Origin of the sequence: Streptomyces sp. NPDC048565 (genome assembly GCF_040650935.1) — a bacterium.
Taxonomy (GTDB): domain Bacteria; phylum Actinomycetota; class Actinomycetes; order Streptomycetales; family Streptomycetaceae; genus Streptomyces.
On the sequence record NZ_JBEZIH010000001.1, the window covers coordinates 263,863 to 286,130 of the forward strand.

Genomic DNA, 22,268 nt, shown 5'->3' on the forward strand with positions numbered 1-22,268 from the left:
TTGCAATACGATCACATTCAACAATTAGCTTCGGGCCACTCCCCCACGCAGGCCCCGTACCGTCTGTGCGAGGAAGCCCATGCCGCCCTATCAGCCGTCCTCGGACTGGCAGTACGAGATCCCGACGACCGGCAGCAAGCGGCTGCCGCCCGCCGCCCGCTATGTCGAGTCGCTGGCGCACCAGGGGTACGGTTTCGAAGCTGCGATAGCCGACCTCGTCGACAACTCCATAGACGCCGGTGCGCACAACGTCGTCATCAGCTTCCTGCGGGATGAGGACCGCCTGGTCAGCCTCCTGGTCGTCGACGACGGGCAGGGCATGAACGACGAAGCACTCGACACCGCGATGACGGTGGGCGGACGTCAGGGCTATGAGAAGAATTCGCTCGGACACTTCGGCGCGGGCCTTAAGGCCGCGTCTCTCTCGCACGCCGATTCGCTCACGGTGATCAGCCGGACCAAACGCAGCCCGTCCACCGGCCGCCGGTGGCTGACAGCTCGCGCCCAGGCCGATTTCACCTGCGACATCGTGGACCCCGGCTACTGCCAGGACCTCGTCGACCGTTACGACGGCCTGATCGAATGGCAAGGCACAATCGTCCGCTGGGACAAGGTCCGCGCCTTCGACACGGTCACCAAGGGACAGGCCGACCGCTATCTCGACGACGCGATCGAGAAGCTAGAGACCCATCTCGGGCTCCACCTGCACCGTTTCCTGGCAGATGACAGCTTCAACGTCGACATCGTGGTCGAGGACGTCGCCACCACAGAGGAACTGGACCACCGGGGTGTCGAACCGATCGACCCCTTCGGCTACCGCGTCCCCGGCCGGGCCGGTTACCCGCGTACGTACACCGCCCCCGTCGAGGGCGTCGGGGACGTGGCGCTGACCGCGCACATCTGGCAGCCTAAGTCGCCGCTGGTCAGCTTCCGCGGGATCGGACCACTCGCCGAGCGGCAGGGCTTCTACATCTACCGCAACAACAGACTCGTGCAGGCCGGTGGCTGGAACAGCACCCGCAGCGCCGAGGGGCACCTCGCGCTGGCCCGTATCGCGATCGACCTGCCGGCCGAGTCGAACGACGTCTTCAGCCTCACGGTCAAGAAGGACGGCGTAACGGTTACCCCCGCCTTCGCGCGCGGGCTCGAACGGGCGACGGACGTGTCGGGGAACGGTTTCGCCGATTACGTCCTGGAGGCGCAGACGACGTACCGGGAGGCTGCCAAGCGGACCACCGAAGTGACCCGTGACGCGGTCATCCCCGCCGGCAAGGGTCTCGATCCGAAGCTTCGGCGGGCTCTCCGGGACGAGCTGCCGGAGCTGAAGGGAGAGGACCCGATCGCGTTCCGCTGGACCTCCCTGACTCCGGACCTGTTCTTCGAACTCGACCGCGAAGAACGCGAGATCAAGCTGAACAAGGTGTACCGGCCGGCCTTCAACGGCGGGCGCAGAGGCGGCCTCAACGACGCCCCGGTCGTCAAGAGCATGCTCTACCTCATGGTCGAGGAGATCTTCCAGAAATCACGGGTCAGGGCCGTGCGCGCGGACAAGATCGCCCTGTGGAACGCCGTCCTGGTGACGGCGGCCCGCTGCGAACTGTCCCGCTGAGACCACCTTTCCGCCTGTACTTCTGGCATCTCCTGATCACCCGAGGAAGCACACACCGTCATGACCGACCACCTGTTCAACCTGCACGGCGACGTCCTGGCTGCCATGCGCCGGGGCCCGAAGGCGTTCGCGAAGCTGGCCTTCGCGCTCTCCGACGCTGGCGAACCGGCCGATACCGACGTCGGCCACTTCCGCGACCGGATCGTCGGGGCGGGCCCCGGCGACGAGTTCACCGCGCTCTGGCACCGCACACTCACCGCCTGGGACCTCGCCGAACAGGCGGACTGGTCCGCCTCCCCCGCGCGTACGGACTCCCGGCGCTCCGACGCGTACAACCGCCTCGGCTTCCGCGTCGACCTGCGGAAGGCCCTCGACCAGGCGGTCCCGGTGTTCAAGGGGCCGGGTGCCACGGTCATCAGCAAGGAGTTCACGTCCTGGTACTCCAGGGACATGGCGGCGGCACGCGCCTTCTACTGGAACTCGTACGAGCAGACGCTGCGCCGCAAGGGCTGGTCGGACGCTGCCGTGTCGAGCCTGGACGAAGCCAGCCACGCCGTGGTCGAGCGTCTCTCCGATCCCACCCGCACGGAGGCATAAGGGGCCCGGGGCCTGGTCGTCGGCTACGTCCAGTCGGGAAAGACGGCCAACTTCGCAGGTGTCACCGCGAAGGCCGTCGACGCGGGCTACCGCCTGGTCATCATCCTGGGTGGCACCCTGAATCTCCTGCGGGGCCAAACCCAGCGCCGACTGGACATGGAGCTGATAGGACAGGAGAACATCCTGCGCGGCGCCGACCCGGCCGATACGGACGCGCTCGTCGGTGTCGACTACCAGGACGACGAGGACTGGCCGGCGAAGTTCGTCAGCCACGGCGGCCGTCCGTCCACCCTGGGTGCGTTCGACATCGAGCGCCTCACGACTCGCGACGACGACTACAAGAGCCTGCTGAACGGCATTCGCACGCTCGAATTCGAGAAGCAGGCCCGCACGCAGCCCCTGTACGACCCGGCCAATCTGCACCATGCCGCCGCACGCGTGATGGTCGTGAAGAAGAACGCGGACGTGCTGGACAAGCTGCTCAGGGACCTCAAGAAGATCGGCCAGATCCTCTCCGAGATCCCGGCACTGATCATCGACGACGAGTCGGACCAGGCGTCGGTGAACACGACGGACCCGAAGAAGCGGGAGAACGGCAAGGTCGCCCGCAAGGCGATCAACGGCCAGATCACGCAGCTTCTCGGTCTGCTTCCGCGCGCCCAGTACGTCGGCTACACGGCGACGCCGTTCGCCAACGTCTTCGTCGACCCGGGCGACGAGGAGGACATCTTCCCCCGCGACTTCCTGATCTCGCTGCCCCGGCCGACCGGTTACATGGGCGTGCAGGACTTCCACGACCTCGAAGGCGAGGGCTCGGCGGAGGAGACGCACGTACGCGGCATCTACGACGACACCGGGGACCGGCTCCAAGAAGCCATGGACGCCTTCGTCCTCACCGGAGCACTGAAGCTGTACCGGGCGGCAAACGGCGTTCCCGAAGGGCCGTTCCGCCACCACACGATGCTCGTCCACGAGTCCGTGCAACAACGGGAACACGCGGCCCTCGCCCTGCGGATCAACTCGATGTGGCACCGGTCGGCGTACACGGGCCAGGAGGGACACGCACGCCTCGCCACCCTGCTGACCACTGATTTCCAGCGCTTCGGGGACGACGGCCTGCCGGCCCCCACGTCGTACGACGACCTGAAGCCGTACGTCTCCCGGGCCCGCCAGCTCATCAACTCGGGCGGCGAACCGGTGATCATCGTCAACGGGGCCACCGAACGCGACTACGAGCAAGCGGAGCTCGACTTCGACCGGACACCGCACGTGTGGAAGATCCTGGTCGGCGGCACGAAGCTCTCCCGCGGCTTCACGATCGAGGGCCTCACGGTTACGTACTACCGCCGCAGGGCCCAGCAGGCCGACACCCTCATGCAGATGGGCCGCTGGTTCGGCTTCCGGCCCGGATACCGCGACCTGGTACGCCTCTACATCGGCCGCGAAGTGCCAATGGGTAAGAAGAAGACCGTCGACCTCTACGAGGCCTTCGAGGCGATCTGCCGCGACGAGGAAACCTTCCGCGCCCAGCTCACCCGCTACGCCTCCCTGATCGACGGCAAATCCCAGGTCACCCCGGCACAGATCCCGCCGCTGGTCTCGCAACACCTCTCCTGGCTCAAGCCGGCGGCCCGGAACAAGATGTTCAACGCGGAGCTGGTGGAGATCCGCTCGCCAGGGCAATGGGTGGAGCCGACGGCGTACCCGACGGGCGCAGCGGACCTGCGGCACAACACAGAGGCATGGCGCCCCGTCCTCGACGCTCTGGATCCGTCCACTGTGACTCTGGAGTTCTCATCCCTCGCGAACGGTCGTGCCGACAGCTACGAAGTGGTGCTCGGGTCCATCGAGCACGGTGCGCTGCTGGGCATTCTGCGCGACTTGAAGTGGTCGACTCCCACGCAGTTCTCACCGCACCTGGAATACCTCGCTGCGTCCGCCGAGGCCGGACACGAAATAGCCGACTGGCTGGTGATCGTCCCGCAACAGACGTCCGCGCGGCGGGTCGATGCGAGCATCCTGGGATCCCGTCCACTCTCGCTGGCGAGCCGTACCCGGCGTCGCGGTGACCTGTTCGGCGCTGTCAGCGAACCCGGACACCGCGGCATCGCCCTCCGCGTGGCCGGCGCGCTCAAGGACTCCGGGGGCTCTCTCGTCGAGTCACTCGTGCAGGAACGGCGAGGCGTCCTGGTCCTCTACCCCATGGTCGAGAAAGAGCCCCGGCTCTCCTCGGCCGGCAAGATCGATCCTGGAGACGTCGTTATGGCGTTCTGCTTGGTCGCCCCGACCTCGCCGAACGGCGGGCAGCGAAGCCTGGTGCGCTTCCGGGCCATCGATTCGAGCAGGAGTAATTTCGCCGTCATTGATCGCGAAGTTGGCTGAGCGTAGGAAAATGGGCAGTGATGAGCACCGCCAAACCGTCCTCTCCTGCCGTCTCGGCCCGGATGAGCCGCCAAGCCCGCCGTGACACCGCCCCCGAGGTGGCGGTTCGGAAGCTACTGCATGCCTCCGGTTACCGCTATCGCCTCAACGAGCGCGTGCCGCACATGGCCCGGCGCACGATCGACATCGCCTTCACACGGGCCAGGGTCGCTGTGTTCCTGGACGGGTGCTTCTGGCACGGCTGCCCCGAGCACGCCACGCAACCGAAGTCGAACGCGGAGTGGTGGCGGCAGAAGCTCGATCGCAATATGACGCGGGACGCGGAGACAACGGCGCATCTGGTGACCGAGGGGTGGACGGTGCTGCGCTTCTGGGAACACGAGAATCCGAGCTCGGTCGCGAAGCAGGTGGCGGAGGCCATCGAACAGGAGCGGCCTGGGCGGCGGACACAACACGGGGACAAGGATCTGCGAGCGACGTCGCGCGGTGCGGCAGAGAGCGATGTCGCCGGAGGACCCCGCTCGTCACCGCTGGCGGCGGGATGACTGGAACCGGGTGATCGCGGGCGTTTCCGTTGTGATCACGCACTGATCTCCGGAACATTCCTCGCCGGCTACACTTCAACCCCATGACCAACACATCCCAGAATCCGCTCCGCCCTGCGGATGTGCGCATTGTCGACCTTTTCGCCGGGCCAGGCGGTCTGGATGTGGCGGCTCACGCGCTGGGGGCCGCATCCATCGGAATCGAGTGGGACGCGAGCGCTTGCGAGACCCGCCGAGAGGCGGGCTTGCCCACCGAGCAGGGTGATGTCCGCGCCTTCGACGCGGCCAAGTTCCCGGAAGCCAATGTCCTGGCTGGCGGTCCGCCGTGCCAGACCTACACCGTCGCCGGGAAGGGCGCCGGTCGTCGAGCCCTCGACGAGGTACTGGGTTTCGTGGAGCGCCTGGCGAACGGTGAGGCCTGGCCATACATAGAGGCCGATCTGGCTGTATTGGAGGACGAGCGCACCGGGCTCGTCCTCCAACCTCTCCACTGGGCGCTGGACGCGCTCCTGAACGGCAGCCCCTACGAAGCCATCGTTCTGGAGCAGGTCCCTGCGGTCCTGCCTGTGTGGAGAGCGTTCCGTGACGTACTCCACGAAAAGGGCTACTCGGCCGAGTGTGGCATCCTCCGAACCGAGGAATTCGGCGTTCCTCAGACACGGCGAAGGGCTGTCCTCATTGCCCGATACGGGAAGAAGAACAAGGTCGCGTTGCCGAGTCCGACCCATCAGCCCTACCGCAAGGACATACGGCCGACGCTCACTCCGACTCCGACCGATCCCTGTCTGTGGCAGGAGCAGACGGACGGCAGGGACGGCCCACCGCTCCCCTGGGTCTCCATGGGGGAGGCACTCGCGGATCACCGCACCGGACCGTTCACCGTGATCTCGAACTATGGCACGGGGGGGGATCCCAAGGCACGTGGCCGCCGAAGCTCTCGCGCCCCCTCCGCGACGGTCACGGGAAAGGTGTCCCGGAACAGAATCGTCGCCGGGGAAAGCGGCCCCGATCTTCCCCGCTTCAGCTTCCGGGAAGCAGGCATGCTGCAGTCCTTCCCGGAAAAATACCCCTGGTCCGGGAAGGACGTATCTCAGCAGATCGGCAACGCCGTTCCACCGCTCCTGGGCCTGCACATCCTGAGCGCGACTCTGGGGCTGGGCAAGCCTTCCGAAGAAGCCCTCAAGCGTCTCAAGCAGTGGCAGCCCCCGAAGAGGGAGCGGGGCGCCGAGACTCAGTCGTCATCCGACGCCTTGTCAACCCGCCCGCGGACGCGGGCGTCTTCGAAGAGCTCCGAGAAGTAGTCGACGAGACGATCCACTGATTCCTCTGGCGCGGGCACTTCATCCGGACCCTCCGGAAGGATGTCGCGTGTCACCGGACCAGCCCACTCCGCCGCCTCGATCCACTGACGCAATGGCTCCCCTTCCCGCTCCGCGTCCGGGGCGATGACGTCATACATCAGAGTGGCGGCGGATGTGTTCACCACGCTGGCCAGGGCGTTGATCTCGCGGCCGGTTCTGACCGTGCCGCGCTCGATGAGGCGCACCATCGCCTGGGCCGTCGGTCGGTGGTCGATGACGTCCAGCCGCAGCACAGTGTTGAGCATGTCCTGGTGGGCGCAGGCGGTGACAACCGGTCCGTAGTCGGGACCGTTCCGAAATAGCTCGGCCGCCCACCACAACCGAGCGAAGGCCTGGGTGTAGTGGGCGCCGCGAAATCGGTTGGCCGTGACCATCGGTGCCTTCCCGTCCTGCTTGGGCTCAGGCATGTGACGCCAGGTGACGTAGTCGGGAGCAACACCCAGGGCGAGATGATTCCACCTCCCGCGGTCGGCGGCCTCGCGACGATCGAACCGCACAGTGGCATGAAGCCGAGGGGCGAGCCAGGCATCGGCCTTGGTCGGCTTGTCAGCTCGACACCGGTACATCGCTTCGTCGAAGAGGTCGCGCACCGGCCCGAGCGCCAGGCGTGCTTCGTCGCCAGGAAGGGGCTCGGCGATTCTGCCGAGCGCTATGGCCGGTGCGTTCTCCTTGCCTGCGAGCAGCCCTTCGGTGAGGTATGAGGCAGCGTTGAGATCGGAGAGCACGGCAAGTCGCTCGGGCAGGTGAACGGGCTTGTCGGTCATGCGTGGATCCCCTGGTGGAGTCGGTCCAGGCCACGGATGGCTGTGGCCAGGGCTCTGGGCACCTCGGCCCTGCGGGTGGCGGCAAATTGGATACGGGGTTGGAGGTCGATCCAGCCGAAGGTTCCGGTACGCCGCCGATGAACCTCGCGCAGAGCCTCCTCGACGGGGCGGCCAGGTACGACGTCCGGGAGCATCTCGCGTAGCACCTCTCCTCGCCAGTCGTGCGGGAAGAGTGGCGTACCGTCTTCCTCGACCTCCAGATCTCCGATGGCGGTGTGGAACACGGCGGTCCACACATCTGTGCACATCTGGGCAATCAGAAGGTCTCGGACCAGAATCTCGGCTGCAGAACCGTCGCCACCGACGAGGTCGGTGATTCCTTCGAAGTCGGTGTTCACGTGCACAGCCGGCAGTTCACCGGAGGTATCGACGATCCACGGCACATCCCGGAAGGGGCGCAGCCATTCCGGGCCCTCGCGGAAGCCAACCTCGAGAACGTCGAGTTCACGCTGACGCAGCGGGGTATCTGCCGTCAGATCAATGACCCATTCCTTCTCCGAAGTGGCGATCACGCGACCCGGCACCCCGTCGACGGTCGCCACGACGTGGACAGATAGAGCGGCACGGTCGAGATGATCGGCACGCCACAGTTCGACGGAGCCGATCCAATCCCGACCGCCCTCGGTCTCGGGCTCCAGCTGGACGGTGATCCGTGTGTTGGTGATCTTCTCTGCAAGCACCGCGACAACCGTCACGTCGGACCAGTAGCCGTTGGGTTCGGTCGCCCTGGCCGGAACCGTGGCTGACAGCTTGATCCGAGCGCTCTCCCAGTCAACGCGCTCCGCCCGCCCCAGAGCCACCACCTGCTCGACTACCGAGTACGCCTTGGTGTCGAGCGATTCACGGCTGTCCCCAGGCCCTTTCAGACCCACCGCCGTCACGCGCAGTGAGACGACGCCGGGGAGCCGCTTGTACGGATATGCCCTCACGGCTTCTCTCCCTGTTCTGTGCGGAGTTCGACGACCAGGCCGGTAAGCGCAGTACGTACCGGGTGCGTTGACACGTCGGTGACACCGCGGAAAGTCGCGTTCCGCGCGCCGGGCTCGAACCGCAGCACACCGCTCACCAATTCACAGTTGCGCACGGCGACGAGTTCGGCCCAGGCCACCGTCGGCCTAGGACCGGATCGCACGTCCAGCTTGGCCACCGGGGTCAGGTGCACGGCTTCGCCCCCTGCGGGAACTTTCACCTCGGCAGTGACGCACCATGCACCATCGGCGCCGATCTGGGCATCAAGCTCGTCGAGGATCGGTACCCCGGCCTTGCCGGATGTCCGAGACACCCCCTTGCCCGATACCGTGAGCCGCTTGCGCAGCCTGTCGGTCGCGCCGCGACGCTTCGCCTTGGGCAGCGTCACGAGTTCGCGCACCGCCCTGTTCGTGTCGCGGGTAAGCGTGGCAATCCTCCGGTAGGCGGACGGCGAGTACCGCATGCGCAGCTCCTCGGTCTGCCCCCATTTGTTGTGTTCGGGCGGCTCCGAGGTGCGAAGAAACGCCTCGGCCTCGTCGGCGAAGGGCTGTTCGTCGCCCGCGGCGTGCCCAACGAGAAGCACCGCCTGGAAGGGGTTGGTGCCCAGAGCGAGGTCCGGCACACGGCTCGTCCTGACCGTCATGCGGTTACCTCGCATCGCCACCACTGTGTTCGGTCGCCCGTCGGCGTCGTCGGCCTCGGTCACTAGGAGCACCGCTCGGTGCTCACCACCGTTCTTCTGCCCCCCGAGACCTGGCACGTTCAGCGGTACGGTCGCCATGGCCACCTGGCCGGACTCGGTCAGACGCTCTACGGTCGTGCCGTTCAGGAACGCCTGGAGCGCACGGCTCCGCGAGGGTTGGGTGACCCGGGGATCGACACTCTCCTCCTCGATGATCTCGACACCGTTGCGCAACGTGCGGACGGAGGCCTCCAGCAACGGCTGTCCGTCATCACCTGCGGTCATGGCGGCCCAAAAATTCCGTCCGAGCGCATCGAGGAGACGCTTGTGCATGCGATGCACGCTCTCCTCGTCCTCACCAGCGTCGCCTTCAGCCGACGCGGCGTCGGCGAGGCTCGCCACGTCGTGTGCGCCGACAATGAGGAACGAGGTACCGGGATCGTTACTTTCCCGCGTGAGATGGAGCCGCTCGACACTCTCCTCGTCGGCCCACCACGAGCGCGCGACGTCGGGTCTGTCGGCATCGGGATCGGGCCGGCCGAACCAGGCGGGGCCGGCCCAGGGCGTGCCTTCGACCTCGCGCCACGGCAGATCGAGTCGGCCGATGAGTCGCCTCTCGGCACGCCCCTCATGCGGTTCGGACAGCGTGGAATTCATGAGCACCAGACCGAGCCGGCTGGTCGCCCACAGGGTCGCCTTGCCGAGGCCGTATGAACCACCGGCACCGGCGCCGGACTTGTGACTGTCCAGCTGGCGCCGGACGACGGCAGCGAACCGACCCGTCTCGTAGTCATCGCCGGTGAGGCCTGAGGCGTTGTAGTCGTCGACCCGCAGCAGAACAAGCCGGTCACGCTCGCGCATCTCCCGCAGCCCGGCGTCGATGACTCGGCCGACCTTCTGATCCTGAGCCGCCGCGACCTCGTAGTGCGGGGCGAGTTCGTCCCAGTGGATCGCTTCGCGAAAGCTTGCCAGAGCATCACCCGTGAGCTCGTGCAGCGTGTACCGGACACGGACCGGCCGGGTGCCGTCATGACACTCGTCGAGGCTGTTCTGGGTGGCCTCACGTGCCAGGACCTCCACGTCCGCCTCGAAAGCAAAGGCTGCCGCATTTCCGAAGTCCCGCCCGCCATCGGTGTACGCGGGGCGGTGATACCAGGCAGGACTCCCGATCAACTCGGACAATTCCTCGCCGGTCTCCTCGGGAAGTCCCGACACATCACTCAACTCCGGAATGGATCGGATCACCATCCGCATTCCCTCATCCGGCGATGATCGCCCGCCAGCCCATTCCGCGACGAGTCCGACCGACACACCCAGACGGCCCGCAAGCTCGATATCCTTCATTCCACTTTCCTGCATTCGGTCACTCAGCCAGCTACTGAATGATCCCTCGATCGATGCCACCGCTCCCTCTTTCTTGTCCGAGCGACCACCCGTGGTAGCGCCGAGATTTCCCGGCGCGGGTGCCGGCCCACCTGCCGCTGCGGCCCTTCGGCGAAGCCTTCCCAACTTCTCGCGGCTCCGCCTCAGCCTTTCTCTCACGTCCTGCTGTCGGCGCTCGGTCGCGACCGCAGGGTCCGACTCCAGGTCAAGAGCGATGCGGAGGTCCTGCATCCCCCGACGCTCGAGCTGGCGAATCCGCTCACGCGTAACTCCGAACCGGTTCCCCAGCGCCTCGAGCGTCCAGCGCTCGCCGTCCACGACCCCGTGACGGTGGAGGATCACAAGCAGGGTTCGCTCCGGCAGGATGCCCAACAGCGGCCTGAGCTCCTCCACAGCGAAGTACCCTCTCAACGCCTGGTAGGGATCAGGTGCACCACTATGTGCCCAACGGATCGCTTCATTCGACGCCGGACTTTCGACGAGGCCTTCGAGCGACTGGACACCGCGCATTAGCTTGAGATACTCGACGACCTTTTTGTAATCCATGTCGCACTCGGCCGCCAGATCCACCTCATCCGGCTCCCTTCCCAGACTCTGGAACTTCCGCTGGGCCTTCCGAACCTTCCTTATAGCCTCTCGCACGTAGACCGGATAGCGGATCACGGACCCATGGTCCGCTACTCCGCGGTCGGCAGATTGCCTGATCCACCATGTCGCATAGGTAGAGAATTTCAACCCCCTTGTGACGTCGAACTTCTCCACGGCGCGAATCAGTCCGAATTCGCCGAACTGGATGACTTCCTCACGGTCCAATCCCTCCCCGTCAGGAACCTTGTCCTTCACCGTCGCGTAAATAAGCCCTTGATTGTGCATCACCAAAGCCTCGTAGGCACGACGCGCTTCGCTTCCGTCCCCCAAACCACGCAGGTAACCCTCCGGAAGGTCTCCGGTCAACGGGAGGTCGGATCTCAGAAGCCAGAAGAGGCCGGCCTCCTCCTCAGCAGTCAGGATCCGCTTCTGCGGCCTGCTGTCCCATCTGTCGTTCTCCAGAACCCGCCTGGCCGCCGCGACGGCAGAGTCGAAAGCTCCTGCCGTTCGCGCAACCCCGGCGAACCCGGCAGCACCCGGCGCATCGAGCGGAGGATCACCGACAACCTCCGCCGGAACGGTAGACACGGACTGCCAACTTGCGCTCGGTACGCCAAGGTCCGCCCGATCGGCTGTCCATCCTTCGGCCTCCATCACGGAAGTCAGCACACGACGGGCATCGGGGTCGAGAAGCGCTGCGGCCGCCACCTGCGAAACGGCGAAGCCGCGGTCGATCCCCTCGGCCCGGAATCGACGCAACAACCGCTCGACCCGGGCCGAATCGGCCGGATACGCACGCTGACTGGCTGTAAGTCGATGCTCCGAGCTCATGGCTCTCCCCTGCGCACTTTCTCCGTGACTGTTCCCAGGTCATATCGCTATCTTGACCTTGTTGATGCGACCGCGGGGAGAGTTGATGAGGATCGTTCCGAGCGAAATCTCGAGCAGGACCAGGAGTGTCGCCGAGCGAAGCGTCTTCGCTGCACTCAAGGCGATCCCCGACAAGGAGAGCGTCGCCTTGCACTCCGTGCATCTACCGGCGCACCGTTACAAGCGGGTCGGGGAGGTCGACTTCGTCGTCATCACACCCCAGCTGATCCTGTTCATCGAGGTGAAGGGAGGTGGAGTCGCCTTCCGTGACGGCAGGTGGCAGTACGGTCGGGGTGACGGGCACATGGACACGCGGGCAGAAGGCCCCTTCGAACAGGCCAGCAGCGGCATGCACGAACTGGAACGGGAGTTCCAAACAGCGGTCGACGGTCTCCGTGGTCGCAGCGCGGTGGGTGGATACCTGGTCATCACCCCGAATGTCGATCTCCCCCCCATGACGACATACGAACCCGAACAGTATCTCGGCCAGACTGCGTACGCCGGTGGGAAGGGGCTCGAAGCAGCGATCCGGCGGGCTGGCCGTTACTGGCCCAGCAAGGGCAGAAACAAGTCGGCCATCACACCAATCTCCGCCCAGCTGCGCGGGGACATCCTGAGGGCCGTACGCCCGGAATTTGATCTGGTCCCCAACCTCCAGTCCAGGATCACCGATCTCGAGGCGACCTTCGAGCGCCTGACCACTGAGCAGTTGGAACGCATCGACGAGCTGGAGGACAACCCGAGGCTGATCTGGACAGGGGGGGCGGGAACGGGCAAGACATTCCTCGCGGCAGAGGCTGCCCGTCGTAAGTCTGCCCGCGGCACGATCCTCCTTACGTGTGCAAGTCGCACGCTGGCAGCACATCTCTCCAGCATCTTGTCGGGGGAGTCCGTCGTCGTGCTCCCCTTCGATCGCCTCGACGAGATACGAGGGCGATCCTTCGACCACCTGATCGTCGACGAGGCTCAGGACTTGATGAGCTTCGAGCACCTGGGAAGACTCGATGAACTCGTCCGAGGCGGATTGGGCAAGGGTCAGTGGATCTTCATGCTTGACCAGAACAACCAGGTTCTCTCTCCCGAGGGCTACGACCCCGAAGCGTGGAAGTACCTTCGCGAACTGGGCGCGATGACGGCCTCCCTGAGGCGCAACTGCCGCAACACCAAACAGATCGTGAAGCAGGTACAGCGCTACACAGGTGCCGATCTGGGAGTCGCGATGGCCGGGCAAGGAGAGCAGGTAGCCTTCGCGAAGGTCACATCCAGGGAGGACGAGGCGGTGGCTCTGGACTCACATCTGAAGCGCCTCCTGGATGACGGAGTGGCTCCTCGGGACATCACTCTGGTGTCCGCCTCGGGCAATTGGGAGAAGACCTCCGCCCGGCTCTCGAACCGCTTCTCCAAGATTGAGCGATACGCGGACACTGTCGGCACCGGCCGCTCGAGAAATCGCATCACCTGGTCCTCGGTGGTGGACTTCAAGGGCCTTGAGAACCAGGTCGTGTGCCTCATCGACCTTGATATCGAAGTGCTCGAAGGTCGACTCGACGCAATTTACGTCGCCTGGACCCGCGCCCGTGCACACCTGTGGATCGCCACTCTGCCCGGCGTCAACCGTGTGCTGAGAGAAATTGGCGCTGCCGGACTCGAGCGGGAGGGTGAGACGGGATGACTGCCTCCGAGCAGGAACTCGCGGCGCACCGGGAAGAATTCGTCGAGTATCTGCACAGGCAGCTCGTCGGACCGCATCCGGACGCGGAGGAGACACTCGTCGACCCACCGGATCGACGCTATCTCATGGGCACTCTCTACCCGCGTGGCACGGACTTCCACGACCGCACATCAGCTGCCGGTGAGCAGGAGCTGTCCGAAAACGTCGCAGGGGTCGGCGAGGAGGACGGGTTCGCCGACGATCCCGTGGCCGAGGCGAACGCGTGGATGCCGTCATCACTCGGGTTCTCGTTCTTCACCGATGCCACGACCATCACAGTGACCGGTTCTGCTGCGCGGTACGAAACAGTGCGTGAGGGCGGGCGCAGGATCTGGATCCGACGGCCGAGCCGTTCCCAGACGGTCCCGGTCACCCAGGGTTCGACCAGCAGTGAACTCGTCCTGGACGGGCACGCGCGTCTCTACGTCCGGTGGCGTCGGCATGGCGTGGGCCGTCTTGTCACGTGCGTGCTCGCGAACGCTCACCACGAGGACGAAGACCCCCGGAACTCGTGGAACCTCATGCTCTTTCAAGCCGGGCTCGAGGTCACGGTGCTGGACGGGAGGGTACTTGAGTACCCGAGTACTCGCCTAAACAGCCGGGACCCAGAGGAAGAGGAGCTCCGGGTTCAGTACCGGCACATCGCGACGCGGGCCGTCGGACACGGTTGTGCAGTCGAGTGGAAGGAGTCGGACGAGCAGGTCACTACGCTTCGCGCGGAGGTCATGCCGCAGCAAGTGGTCGACCACATCCGTCCGGACGGCCCCACAGATCTGCCGGTGCTCAACCTCGCTCGCCTGTACCGGCGGGATCTTCCCGTGGATAGGTTCCGCGCTGACCTCGAAGCGTTCGTCGCGGGCTATCGCACCTGGTACGAGTCCCGCGTGGTCGAGGCGACCACCAAGCTACCAAAGTGGAGCCAGCCACCCGCTTCACGCATCCTCGAACGTGTTGAGACCGCCGTCAGGCGCATGGAGTCCGGTGTCGAGATCCTCAGCGCGGAAGGCGTCGGAGGGGACCACGCGCGGGAGGCGTTCCGGCTGGCCAACCGAGCCATGGCCCTGCAGATGCTGCACAGCCGGAGTGAACTTGCCGGTACCCGACGCCGTAGGACCGACGACGTCGTCGAAATCTCCGAGCCCGACGCAGAGGCGGCATGGCACCCCTTCCAGCTCGCCTTCTTCCTGCTGGTGGTCGAGGGGCTCATGAACCCCGGCCACGAGGACCGTGACACGGTCGACCTCATCTGGTTTCCCACAGGCGGCGGTAAGACCGAGGCGTACCTACTCACCGCGTGTTTCGAGATCGCCTGGCGTCGGCTGCACCACGGGACCGCAGGTGGTGGTACGGCAGTCATCAGTCGGTACACGCTCAGCCTTCTCACCACCCAACAATTCCAGCGGACAGCGACGGCCATCTGCGCTCTCGAGTACATGCGTCTTGGGCACGACGGACCAGAAGCGCGACAGCTAGGGGATGAAGCGATCACCGTTGGCCTGTGGGTGGGCAGGGACACCACACCGAACTCGTACGCCGAGGCCGAGACCGCCCTCGGCGAGCTCAAGCAGATGAACGAACCTGACGATCGGTTCCTCCTGGAACGTTGCCCCTGGTGCGGGACCGAGATCGTCCCCCAGCGCCACACCCGCGACGGTGACTTCGGGATCTCCGCGGACTCTGTCAGCTTTTCGTTCCTCTGTCCTCGGGACACATGCCACTTCCACGACCGTCTACCAGTCTCCGTGGTCGACCAGCACATCTACGAGCAGCCGCCCACCTTTCTGCTCGGCACCGTGGACAAGTTCGCGCGACTGGCCTGGGAGCCGAAGGCCGGCCGCATCTTCGGGGGCAGGGGCAAGCGCAGGCCGTCACTGGTGATTCAGGACGAGCTGCATCTGCTGGCAGGTCCGCTGGGCACGACGGTCGGCCTCTACGAGGCTGCAGTCCTGGAACTCTGTGCATGGGACGGCATCAGGCCGAAGGTAATCGCGTCGACGGCAACGATCCGCCGGTCACAGGAACAGATCCAGAGCCTCTACGGTCGTCGAACGCAGCTCTTCCCACCGGCAGGGACCGACGCCCGCTATTCCTACTTCGCCTCCCCCGACCATGACCGCCCGGGGCGGCTCTACGTCGGTGTCATGGCTCAGGGACACACGTCCTCCACTGGGACGGTCCACGTCGGGGCAGCGGCCCTCCAAGCCCCCAACGACGTCTGCCGGGACGACGAGCTCCGTGATGCCTACTGGACCGTCGTTGCCTATCACAACAGCCTCCGTGAACTCGGGCGCACTGTCACGATCGCCAGAGACGACATCCCGGCCAGGCTTGAACACCTCACACAGGACGAGTCCATGCGCCGTGAACTCCCCGACCACGCAGTCGTTGAACTCACGAGCAACATTCCGCGCGCCTCACAGCCCAGACTGCTCGATCGGCTCGGCCGGCCGTTCACGGACAAGGAGAGCGTCTCCTTTCTGGCGACAACCAACATGTTGTCCGTAGGCGTCGACGTGCCGCGCCTGGGTCTGATGCTGATGAACGGGCAGCCCAAGACAACCTCCGAGTACATCCAAGCGACCAGTCGGGTCGGTCGCCGCAAGGTCCCCGGATTGATCGTCACTCTCTTCCGATCGAGCAAACCCCGTGACCGTTCTCACTATGAGTCCTTCGGGGTCTACCACTCCTCGCTCTATCGGCACGTGGAGCCCACGAGTGTCACGCCGTGGTCGCCACCGTCCCGGGATCGGGCGCTGCATGCAGCACTCACCATCCTCGTACGCCATGGCGTGGGACTGAGCTCCGAGGACAGTGCCGGGGACGTGCCCGATCATAAGGAGGAGGTCCAGCGCGTGCGGGACAGAATCGTGGCGCACGTGCAGAGATCCGATCCGGACGAGAGCGAAGCAGCCGGTGAGCAGTTGGACGAGCTCATCGCGAGCTGGATGCAGGAAGCCGCCATCGCCCGCGGAGAGGGCAGTCGCCTCTACTACCGGCCACAGGGACTCGGGCATGCCTCTCTGTTGACCGACTTCGGCAAGGGACAAGGGCTGTGGGAGACCGCACAGTCCATGAGAAATGTCGACCGGGAATGCCTGGTCGCGGTCAGGGGGGCATGACCGGATGAAGGACATCAGGCGGAAGGTCCGCAGGGCACAAACCGTCTCGCCGTTCGGCGTCGGCGGCATCATCGATTTGCAAGGTGAGTCGTTCGTTGCCGCCGACATCCGAAGTTGGGGCAACCTGGGCGATCCGGTGAACTCCCCACGGCTGGCACGGAAGCTGGGGGTAAGGGGATTCCGCGCGGCTGCGGTGATCCCGTCCGGCAAGGCCCAGTACGTGTCCCGTCGCGGTCCTGGCTATGTGCGTTTCCCTCGTTGGCTGTTCTGCCCGAAGTGCAGGATGATGACCCTTTGGCGTCCCGAGGCGGAGCAAAGGGACAAGACCCCAAAATGCGGCCGGTGCTCGAACGCCCCCCAGTTGGCCCCCATGCGTTTCATTCAGGTCTGCAGGGCCGGCCACATGGCCGATGTCGACTGGCAGCGATGGGCACATTCACGCGCCGAAAGCCACGATCAACGTCAGTGCCGGATGAAGAGCCTCAAGTTCATCGCCACCCCCGACTCCTCCGGCCTCGACGCCCTGAAGGTGTCGTGTATTACCTGCGACTCATATCGGACACTCGAAGGAATCAGCCAGAAGTACATACTGAAGAAGGTGGGCGCACGTTGCTCGGGGAGCCAGCCCTGGCAGACCTCCGACGATGAGCGCGACGACTGCGAGGAGACGCCACGTGCAGTCCAACGCGGCGCGTCCAATGTGTATTTTCCACTGATTCATTCTGCTATTGAGATCCCCTCCCCACCGGACCCTGAAGCGGATAATGAATCAGCCCAGCGAGTCATGAATCATGGGTTGTGGGAAGAGCTGATCGAGACGGGAGACGCACCCGCCACGGAGGTGATCGTCAAGCACATCGCAAGGAAATGCGACGTACCCGTAGAGTTCGTCGACGGATTGCGCCGGGCGCACACGCCTGATGCCTCGGCGAGTCCAGTCGTCGATGCCGCAGTAGAAGATCTCAGCATCGCCGAATGGGCGGCCTTCTCCTCATCGGAATCCGAGGAGGACTCCACGACCGACTTCAGCATCAGGCAGGTGGGAGTGGGGGCACAGGTGGACGCCCCGACCTCCCTCGTGCTGCTCCACCGTCGCGTCCACCAAATTGTGGTAGCGGACAGAATTCGTGAAGTCAGGGCGCTCGAAGGATTTTCCCGTTACGAGTCGGAGGGCCGCGAACGTCTCGTTTCGGTCAATCCCGTTGCCCGAGCGCAGTGGTTGCCCGCCGTGGAGTCGTACGGCGAAGGAATTTTCATCTCGTTCAACGAGGACGCGCTCAGCGAATGGGAATCCTCGCCGGCGGTGCTGCGCTGGGTCGAGGGGATTGAGGGGAACCTTGAGGCTTCTTTCCAGATCGAACGCCTGCGGGAGAAGACAGGTCCCCGACTGCTGCCCAGATTCGTCATGCTGCACACACTGGCGCATCAGTTCATCCGCCAGCTCTCGTACGACAGCGGATACAACGCGGCGTCTCTCCGTGAACGGGTCTACGCCAGAAGCCATCCGGTCGGGAGTCGAAATCCGCCGCAGGCCGGGGTATTCATTTACACAGCAGCCGGGGACTCGGAGGGGACCCTGGGCGGCCTGGTCCGCCAAGGGTTGCCCCCACACCTGACGGACACACTGGTTCGACTTCTCGAGTCGGCCCAGTGGTGTTCACAGGATCCGCTGTGCGCCGACTCCACCGGCCGCTCCCTCGCAAACCTCAACAGGGCGGCCTGCCATGCGTGCACATTGCTCCCCGAGACGTGCTGCGAGATCGGGAACACGCTGCTCGATCGCACTCTTCTAATCGGTGACGGCCAAGTAAGTGGGTTCTTCCAATCGGTGATTCAGGCCGCGTTCGAGGAATCAGCAGCAGCTGTCGAGGCGCAATGAACCTTCCCGGCCTGCTCGCGTTGACGCCAGATCAGTACGAGGTCATCAAACTGCCCTTTGACGGAAACCACTTGATCACCGGCCCCCCGGGTTCCGGCAAGACCGTCATGGCCGTCTACAGGGCATGGATGCAGGCCACCGCTGGCCGAAGCACCGCTCTCATCACTCGTTCGAATCTCCTCAGTCAGTACACAGCACAGCTCTCAGACCGCTTGTCCGGTGGGTTCCGCATCACCACCTTCCATCGGTGGCTGAGCGACTTCTGGAACAAGAGCTTTCAGGAGGACCCACCGAACGACGGCACAGACGAGTGGAGTTACGACTGGCACCGGATGCAGATCGCGTGCCTGCGAAACCCACCGGAGCCGCTCGAAAGTCTGGTCATCGATGAGGGACAGAATCTTCCGAGCCAGTTCTACGAGCTATGCGCCATCCTAGAGAATAATGTCACTGTGTTCGCTGACGGAAGCCGCAGCATCGAAGAGAGACAGACTACCCTCGTCGACATCGAAAATGAGCTTGACATCGACGAGAAAACTCTTCTGTTGCGCACGAATCACCGCACCTCACGCGAGATCGCTCTTCTCGCGGATCGGTTCCGAGTGGACGCGAAGACTGCGAACGGTGAATTTCCGAACCGTCACGGCGAAATTCCCCACCTGATGCACTGTTCCTCGGAGCGCCCTTTTGTCACGCAACTCGCTCAGTACATCACCAGTCGCCCTGAATGCAGCATCGGTATCATCTGCAGGACCACTGAGCTTCAGCGCGAAATCCACCGCCAGCTGTCCGGGTTGGGCCTCCATTCCTCGGTTCAGTCCTACGTCTCCGATGACATGAACCGCCGAACTGTCGACTTTTCAACACACAGGACTCATGTAGTAAACATCGCCAGCATGAAGGGGATCGAATTCGACATCGTCTTCGTACCGGACCTGGACAGCTACGCAGACGACCCCACAAGCGCGGTAGCCCGCGAGCAGTTCCACGTCCTGTGCATGCGAGCTCGAACTGAGTTGCATTTCTGCTACCACGGAAATCGCGAACCCGAGATCGTCACGGACATACCACCGACCCTGCTTGGCAGGCGAACCATTTGAGACGGCACCCTTTCCCAGCTCGCCCAAGTGACCCCGCGCATCGCATAGGACCCTGACGAGGCCGCGGAGCGTGGCATCAACCGAGTCATGCCGCCTCCGCTTCGAAATGCATCTGAGCCCTGTCCAGCAGGTCGTCCGGGTCTCCACCACGCACAGCGACCCAGTGCAGAGGGTCCGCGATGAGATCCGTGGCGGGTTCCTCGAGCATCCTGCCGGAGTGGCCTTCCAGCAATGGAATCGTCCCCGCATCCCGGCGGTACGTCGCCAGTACGGCTTCGGCTCTCAGCAGCCTTCGACAGGGTGCTTCGGAATCGGCCGACAGCTCGCACCAGACGGCTTTCCGCTCGCGGCCAGCACCGCACCCCAGCCGACACCGACCGCCAGCGGCGAGAACGAATTCTGCATCGTGATGCAGGACATCGAGGGCAACGAATTCTACCTCGACTGCGGATCCTCCGAATCGGTGAGGTAGGGAGCCGTCTCCCATGGTCACCGAGTGAACCTGCGCCCTCCTCCGCCCCTCAGAGGTGCGAGCTGGCAGCGAGGACCGCGAATGCCGACCAGGCGCCCGGAGACACCGTCAGCCCGCGCCTCAGCGCGTCCTTCGAGTCCCGGACAAGCACGGCGTCGGGGCATATGGCGATCTCCACGCAGTTGCCGCCGCCACCACCGCTGTAGCTGCTCTTGAACCAGTGGGGTTCGGTAGTGCTCATAGCGCTCCTCGCATCTGCTCCAGCAGACTCGTGGTGGCTTGATGGCTCATAGCCTGCGAGCGCATCTTGCCATAGCGCTGAAGCATTGCGCTTGCGGCTTTGGGGTCGGTGATCAGCATGCTGGTGTCGTGAGCTTCGACGTATCCCACCCATCGGTTCTCCGCCGTCTCAGCCAGAGAGAGGGGGCCTTCGAAGCCTGAGTGATCCTCCTGGATCAGTGGCATGGCCTGGATCTCCACGTTTCTCAGACGACCTACTGCGAGGAGATGGTCAATGAGTGCCCGCGTGACCTCGACACCAGCCATGCGGCGCTCCAGCAGCGCCTGTTCGATGATGAAGCTGAAGGTCGTGTTCGGCCGCTCCTCCAAGAGACGCTGCCGCTCCATTCGGGCAGCGACCTGATACTCGAACTGCTCCTCCGCAAGGGGCGGCAGGCGTCGGTCGAAGAGCGCACGGATATACGGCTCGGGTTGCAGGAGGCCCGGAATCACGCTGGACTCGTATGACAGGAGCGAGACTGCGTCTTCCTCGATCCCCGCCCACTGCTGGAACCAAGAAGCCAGCCCCACCTTCCGCGTCAGGCTCCGCGCCGCAGCCGCCAGTACCCGTGCCGCCCCCGCCCCCAGCACTTCCTCCGAACGCTCCAGCAAGTCCCTCGGCGGGAAGCGCTTGCCCTGCTCGATCTTGGCGATGTACGCCGCCGAATACTGCACCAGCGGTGCGAACTGCTCCTGCGTCAGGCGCGCCTCCTCGCGCAGGGCCTTGAGCACCGCCCCGAACGTCTTGAGGCTGTCCGACAGCTCCGGCTCGCCGCAGTTCGCGCCGCCCCCGCCACCGCCATGGTCCGAAGCCATGCGTAGCCGCCTCTCTCTGTGCCGGGCCCGCTCACGGGCCCACCCATGCCGTGCGTCGTCCGCGCTGAGCCACGCGCCTGACTGAATCCATCGTCACTTACGGTGACCCTCCCAGTCCAGCGCGTGAACAAGTACAAGCCGATCTGTATCGGTTCCGTGCCTGCCGTGAGGACAGACGCCCGACCAGGCTGGCTCCCATGCCAACCCCCCGCAGCCAACCCGTCATCGGGGCCCGCGTGTTCACCCAGCGCTTCTCCGCCACCCGACGCGGAGCCCGGCTCGCGCGCTTGCTTGCCGCGCTTCAGCTCGTCGAGTGGGGGCACCCTCGCGGAACGGGTGACCATGACGCGGTGGCGCTCGTCGTAGCCGAGCTCGCCGCGAATGCCGCGCTGCACGGCCGCGTGTCCGGTCGGGACTTCGCCCTGCTTCTTGCGTACGACGCAAACCGGGGCGTCATCCGTATCGAGGTGTCCGACACCCACCCCGCGCAGCCGGCCCATGTCGCGGCTGCCCTCGACGAGGACCACGGTCGCGGCCTGGTACTCGTCGATGCCCTCACCACCCGCTGGGGCGTACGCGACCGTGTCGGCCCAGGGAAGACGGTCTGGGCTGAGTACGTACTGCCCACGGAACCCTGCCCTCCCACGTGCGGGCAAGCCGCCGCAGAGAACGGGCCTCGCTGCCACGCCGCGCACATGTGAGCCAAGATCCCGGCTCACGGCACCAGTACCCGTCGCGAGGGACCACCCCGCGTCGGCAACCACCAGAAGGAGAAACGATGTTGGAAACCACACCTGCCACGTCCGCCCCCTGGGGCATGAGCCGCATGACACCTCTGCGTAACGCCGAACCGTCGCCCTGGCAGTACGAGGGCATCGACCACGAGTCCCAGACCGGGCGCTGGACCGGTGGGGACGGCGTCATGACGCCCGTCGAGCTGGGCAAGCACGGCACGTCCGTGAACACCTACCCGCCCACGCAGGTCGGCAAGGACGGCAGGTTCGACGCCGACAGCGGCCACGACGCAACCCAGGACTGAGAACAGGACAGTGCAGACAGGACAGGGCAGGACAGAGAGGCGG

Annotated in this window: 15 protein-coding genes and 2 pseudogenes; 11 read left to right on the top strand and 6 right to left on the bottom strand. The window is 65.0% G+C overall.

Annotation, left to right across the window (positions count from 1 at the left end; translation table 11 throughout):
* Positions 1 to 79: 79 nt before the first annotated feature.
* The 4 genes and pseudogenes from AB0C75_RS01150 (at position 80) to AB0C75_RS01165 (ending at position 6,434) form a co-directional block, all read left to right on the top strand.
* On the top strand, positions 80 to 1,609 hold the full coding sequence (locus AB0C75_RS01150; protein ID WP_362885824.1) for an ATP-binding protein: 1,530 nt from the start codon (positions 80 to 82) through the stop codon (positions 1,607 to 1,609).
* Positions 1,610 to 1,669: 60 nt separating this feature from the next.
* Positions 1,670 to 4,588, top strand: a pseudogene (locus AB0C75_RS01155) (Z1 domain-containing protein).
* Between the two features lie 20 nt (positions 4,589 to 4,608).
* On the top strand, positions 4,609 to 5,133 hold the full coding sequence (locus tag AB0C75_RS01160; RefSeq protein ID WP_362885826.1) for a very short patch repair endonuclease: 525 nt from the start codon (positions 4,609 to 4,611) through the stop codon (positions 5,131 to 5,133).
* Between the two features lie 83 nt (positions 5,134 to 5,216).
* Positions 5,217 to 6,434, top strand: a complete 1,218-nt coding sequence (locus tag AB0C75_RS01165) for a DNA cytosine methyltransferase (RefSeq protein ID WP_362885828.1) — start codon at positions 5,217 to 5,219, stop codon at positions 6,432 to 6,434.
* On the opposite strand, the gene AB0C75_RS01170 is transcribed toward AB0C75_RS01165, so the two are convergent.
* The 4 genes and pseudogenes from AB0C75_RS01170 to AB0C75_RS01185 form a co-directional block, all read right to left on the bottom strand.
* On the bottom strand, positions 6,365 to 7,258 hold the full coding sequence (locus AB0C75_RS01170) for a DUF6339 family protein (RefSeq protein WP_362885830.1): 894 nt from the start codon (positions 7,256 to 7,258) through the stop codon (positions 6,365 to 6,367). The genes AB0C75_RS01165 and AB0C75_RS01170 overlap by 70 nt on opposite strands.
* On the bottom strand, positions 7,255 to 8,247 hold the full coding sequence (locus AB0C75_RS01175) for a hypothetical protein (RefSeq protein WP_362885831.1): 993 nt from the start codon (positions 8,245 to 8,247) through the stop codon (positions 7,255 to 7,257). The genes AB0C75_RS01170 and AB0C75_RS01175 overlap by 4 nt, the downstream gene beginning before the upstream one ends.
* Positions 8,244 to 10,328: a transcriptional regulator gene (locus tag AB0C75_RS01180; RefSeq protein WP_362886149.1), complete on the bottom strand. Its 2,085-nt coding sequence runs from the start codon at positions 10,326 to 10,328 to the stop codon at positions 8,244 to 8,246. Before AB0C75_RS01180 ends, AB0C75_RS01175 begins: the two co-directional genes overlap by 4 nt.
* 246 nt (positions 10,329 to 10,574) lie before the next feature.
* Positions 10,575 to 11,771, bottom strand: a pseudogene (locus AB0C75_RS01185) (sigma-70 family RNA polymerase sigma factor); the annotation flags it as partial.
* Between the two features lie 85 nt (positions 11,772 to 11,856).
* On the opposite strand from AB0C75_RS01185, the gene AB0C75_RS01190 reads away from it, so the two are divergent.
* From AB0C75_RS01190 to AB0C75_RS01210, 5 genes are all read left to right on the top strand, one after another.
* Positions 11,857 to 13,482, top strand: a complete 1,626-nt coding sequence (locus AB0C75_RS01190) for an NERD domain-containing protein (protein ID WP_362885833.1) — start codon at positions 11,857 to 11,859, stop codon at positions 13,480 to 13,482.
* On the top strand, positions 13,479 to 16,640 hold the full coding sequence (locus AB0C75_RS01195; RefSeq protein ID WP_362885835.1) for a helicase-related protein: 3,162 nt from the start codon (positions 13,479 to 13,481) through the stop codon (positions 16,638 to 16,640). The genes AB0C75_RS01190 and AB0C75_RS01195 overlap by 4 nt, the downstream gene beginning before the upstream one ends.
* Before the next feature lie 4 nt (positions 16,641 to 16,644).
* Positions 16,645 to 18,519, top strand: coding sequence for a DUF1998 domain-containing protein (locus AB0C75_RS01200; protein ID WP_362885837.1), 1,875 nt, complete (start codon positions 16,645 to 16,647; stop codon positions 18,517 to 18,519).
* The gene (locus AB0C75_RS01205; protein WP_362885839.1) at positions 18,516 to 19,619 is read left to right on the top strand and encodes an AAA family ATPase; all 1,104 of its coding nucleotides are present in this window, start codon (positions 18,516 to 18,518) and stop codon (positions 19,617 to 19,619) included. Before AB0C75_RS01200 ends, AB0C75_RS01205 begins: the two co-directional genes overlap by 4 nt.
* 217 nt (positions 19,620 to 19,836) lie before the next feature.
* Positions 19,837 to 20,091 carry a hypothetical protein gene (locus AB0C75_RS01210; protein WP_362885841.1) on the top strand — a complete coding sequence of 85 codons (255 nt, stop codon included), beginning with the start codon at positions 19,837 to 19,839 and terminating at the stop codon, positions 20,089 to 20,091.
* A gap of 49 nt (positions 20,092 to 20,140) precedes the next feature.
* On the opposite strand, the gene AB0C75_RS01215 is transcribed toward AB0C75_RS01210, so the two are convergent.
* Both AB0C75_RS01215 and AB0C75_RS01220 read right to left on the bottom strand, forming a co-directional pair.
* A complete protein-coding gene (locus AB0C75_RS01215; RefSeq protein WP_362885843.1) occupies positions 20,141 to 20,332 on the bottom strand; it encodes a DUF397 domain-containing protein in 192 nt (63 codons plus the stop codon).
* Positions 20,329 to 21,186 (bottom strand): helix-turn-helix transcriptional regulator, encoded by an 858-nt coding sequence (locus AB0C75_RS01220; RefSeq protein ID WP_362885845.1) that lies wholly within the window; start codon positions 21,184 to 21,186, stop codon positions 20,329 to 20,331. The genes AB0C75_RS01215 and AB0C75_RS01220 overlap by 4 nt, the downstream gene beginning before the upstream one ends.
* Positions 21,187 to 21,383: 197 nt before the next feature.
* Here AB0C75_RS01220 and AB0C75_RS01225 point away from each other — a divergent pair, with 197 nt between their 5' ends.
* Positions 21,384 to 21,887 carry an ATP-binding protein gene (locus tag AB0C75_RS01225; RefSeq protein WP_362885847.1) on the top strand — a complete coding sequence of 168 codons (504 nt, stop codon included), beginning with the start codon at positions 21,384 to 21,386 and terminating at the stop codon, positions 21,885 to 21,887.
* A gap of 77 nt (positions 21,888 to 21,964) precedes the next feature.
* Positions 21,965 to 22,225 (top strand): putative ATP-grasp-modified RiPP, encoded by a 261-nt coding sequence (gene tgmA, locus AB0C75_RS01230; RefSeq protein WP_362885849.1) that lies wholly within the window; start codon positions 21,965 to 21,967, stop codon positions 22,223 to 22,225.
* Positions 22,226 to 22,268 lie beyond the last annotated feature (43 nt).

Bases quoted from the DNA above. Each gene is read 5' to 3' on its own strand.
- AB0C75_RS01150 (WP_362885824.1), top strand. From the start codon at position 80: ATGCCGCCCTATCAGCCGTCCTCGGACTGGCAGTACGAGATCCCGACG.
- AB0C75_RS01160 (WP_362885826.1), top strand. From the start codon at position 4,609: ATGAGCACCGCCAAACCGTCCTCTCCTGCCGTCTCGGCCCGGATGAGC.
- AB0C75_RS01165 (WP_362885828.1), top strand. From the start codon at position 5,217: ATGACCAACACATCCCAGAATCCGCTCCGCCCTGCGGATGTGCGCATT.
- AB0C75_RS01170 (WP_362885830.1), bottom strand. From the start codon at position 7,258: ATGACCGACAAGCCCGTTCACCTGCCCGAGCGACTTGCCGTGCTCTCC.
- AB0C75_RS01180 (WP_362886149.1), bottom strand. From the start codon at position 10,328: ATGCAGGAAAGTGGAATGAAGGATATCGAGCTTGCGGGCCGTCTGGGT.
- AB0C75_RS01190 (WP_362885833.1), top strand. From the start codon at position 11,857: ATGAGGATCGTTCCGAGCGAAATCTCGAGCAGGACCAGGAGTGTCGCC.
- AB0C75_RS01195 (WP_362885835.1), top strand. From the start codon at position 13,479: ATGACTGCCTCCGAGCAGGAACTCGCGGCGCACCGGGAAGAATTCGTC.
- AB0C75_RS01200 (WP_362885837.1), top strand. From the start codon at position 16,645: ATGAAGGACATCAGGCGGAAGGTCCGCAGGGCACAAACCGTCTCGCCG.
- AB0C75_RS01205 (WP_362885839.1), top strand. From the start codon at position 18,516: ATGAACCTTCCCGGCCTGCTCGCGTTGACGCCAGATCAGTACGAGGTC.
- AB0C75_RS01215 (WP_362885843.1), bottom strand. From the start codon at position 20,332: ATGAGCACTACCGAACCCCACTGGTTCAAGAGCAGCTACAGCGGTGGT.
- AB0C75_RS01220 (WP_362885845.1), bottom strand. From the start codon at position 21,186: ATGGCTTCGGACCATGGCGGTGGCGGGGGCGGCGCGAACTGCGGCGAG.
- AB0C75_RS01225 (WP_362885847.1), top strand. From the start codon at position 21,384: ATGCCAACCCCCCGCAGCCAACCCGTCATCGGGGCCCGCGTGTTCACC.
- tgmA (WP_362885849.1), top strand. From the start codon at position 21,965: ATGTTGGAAACCACACCTGCCACGTCCGCCCCCTGGGGCATGAGCCGC.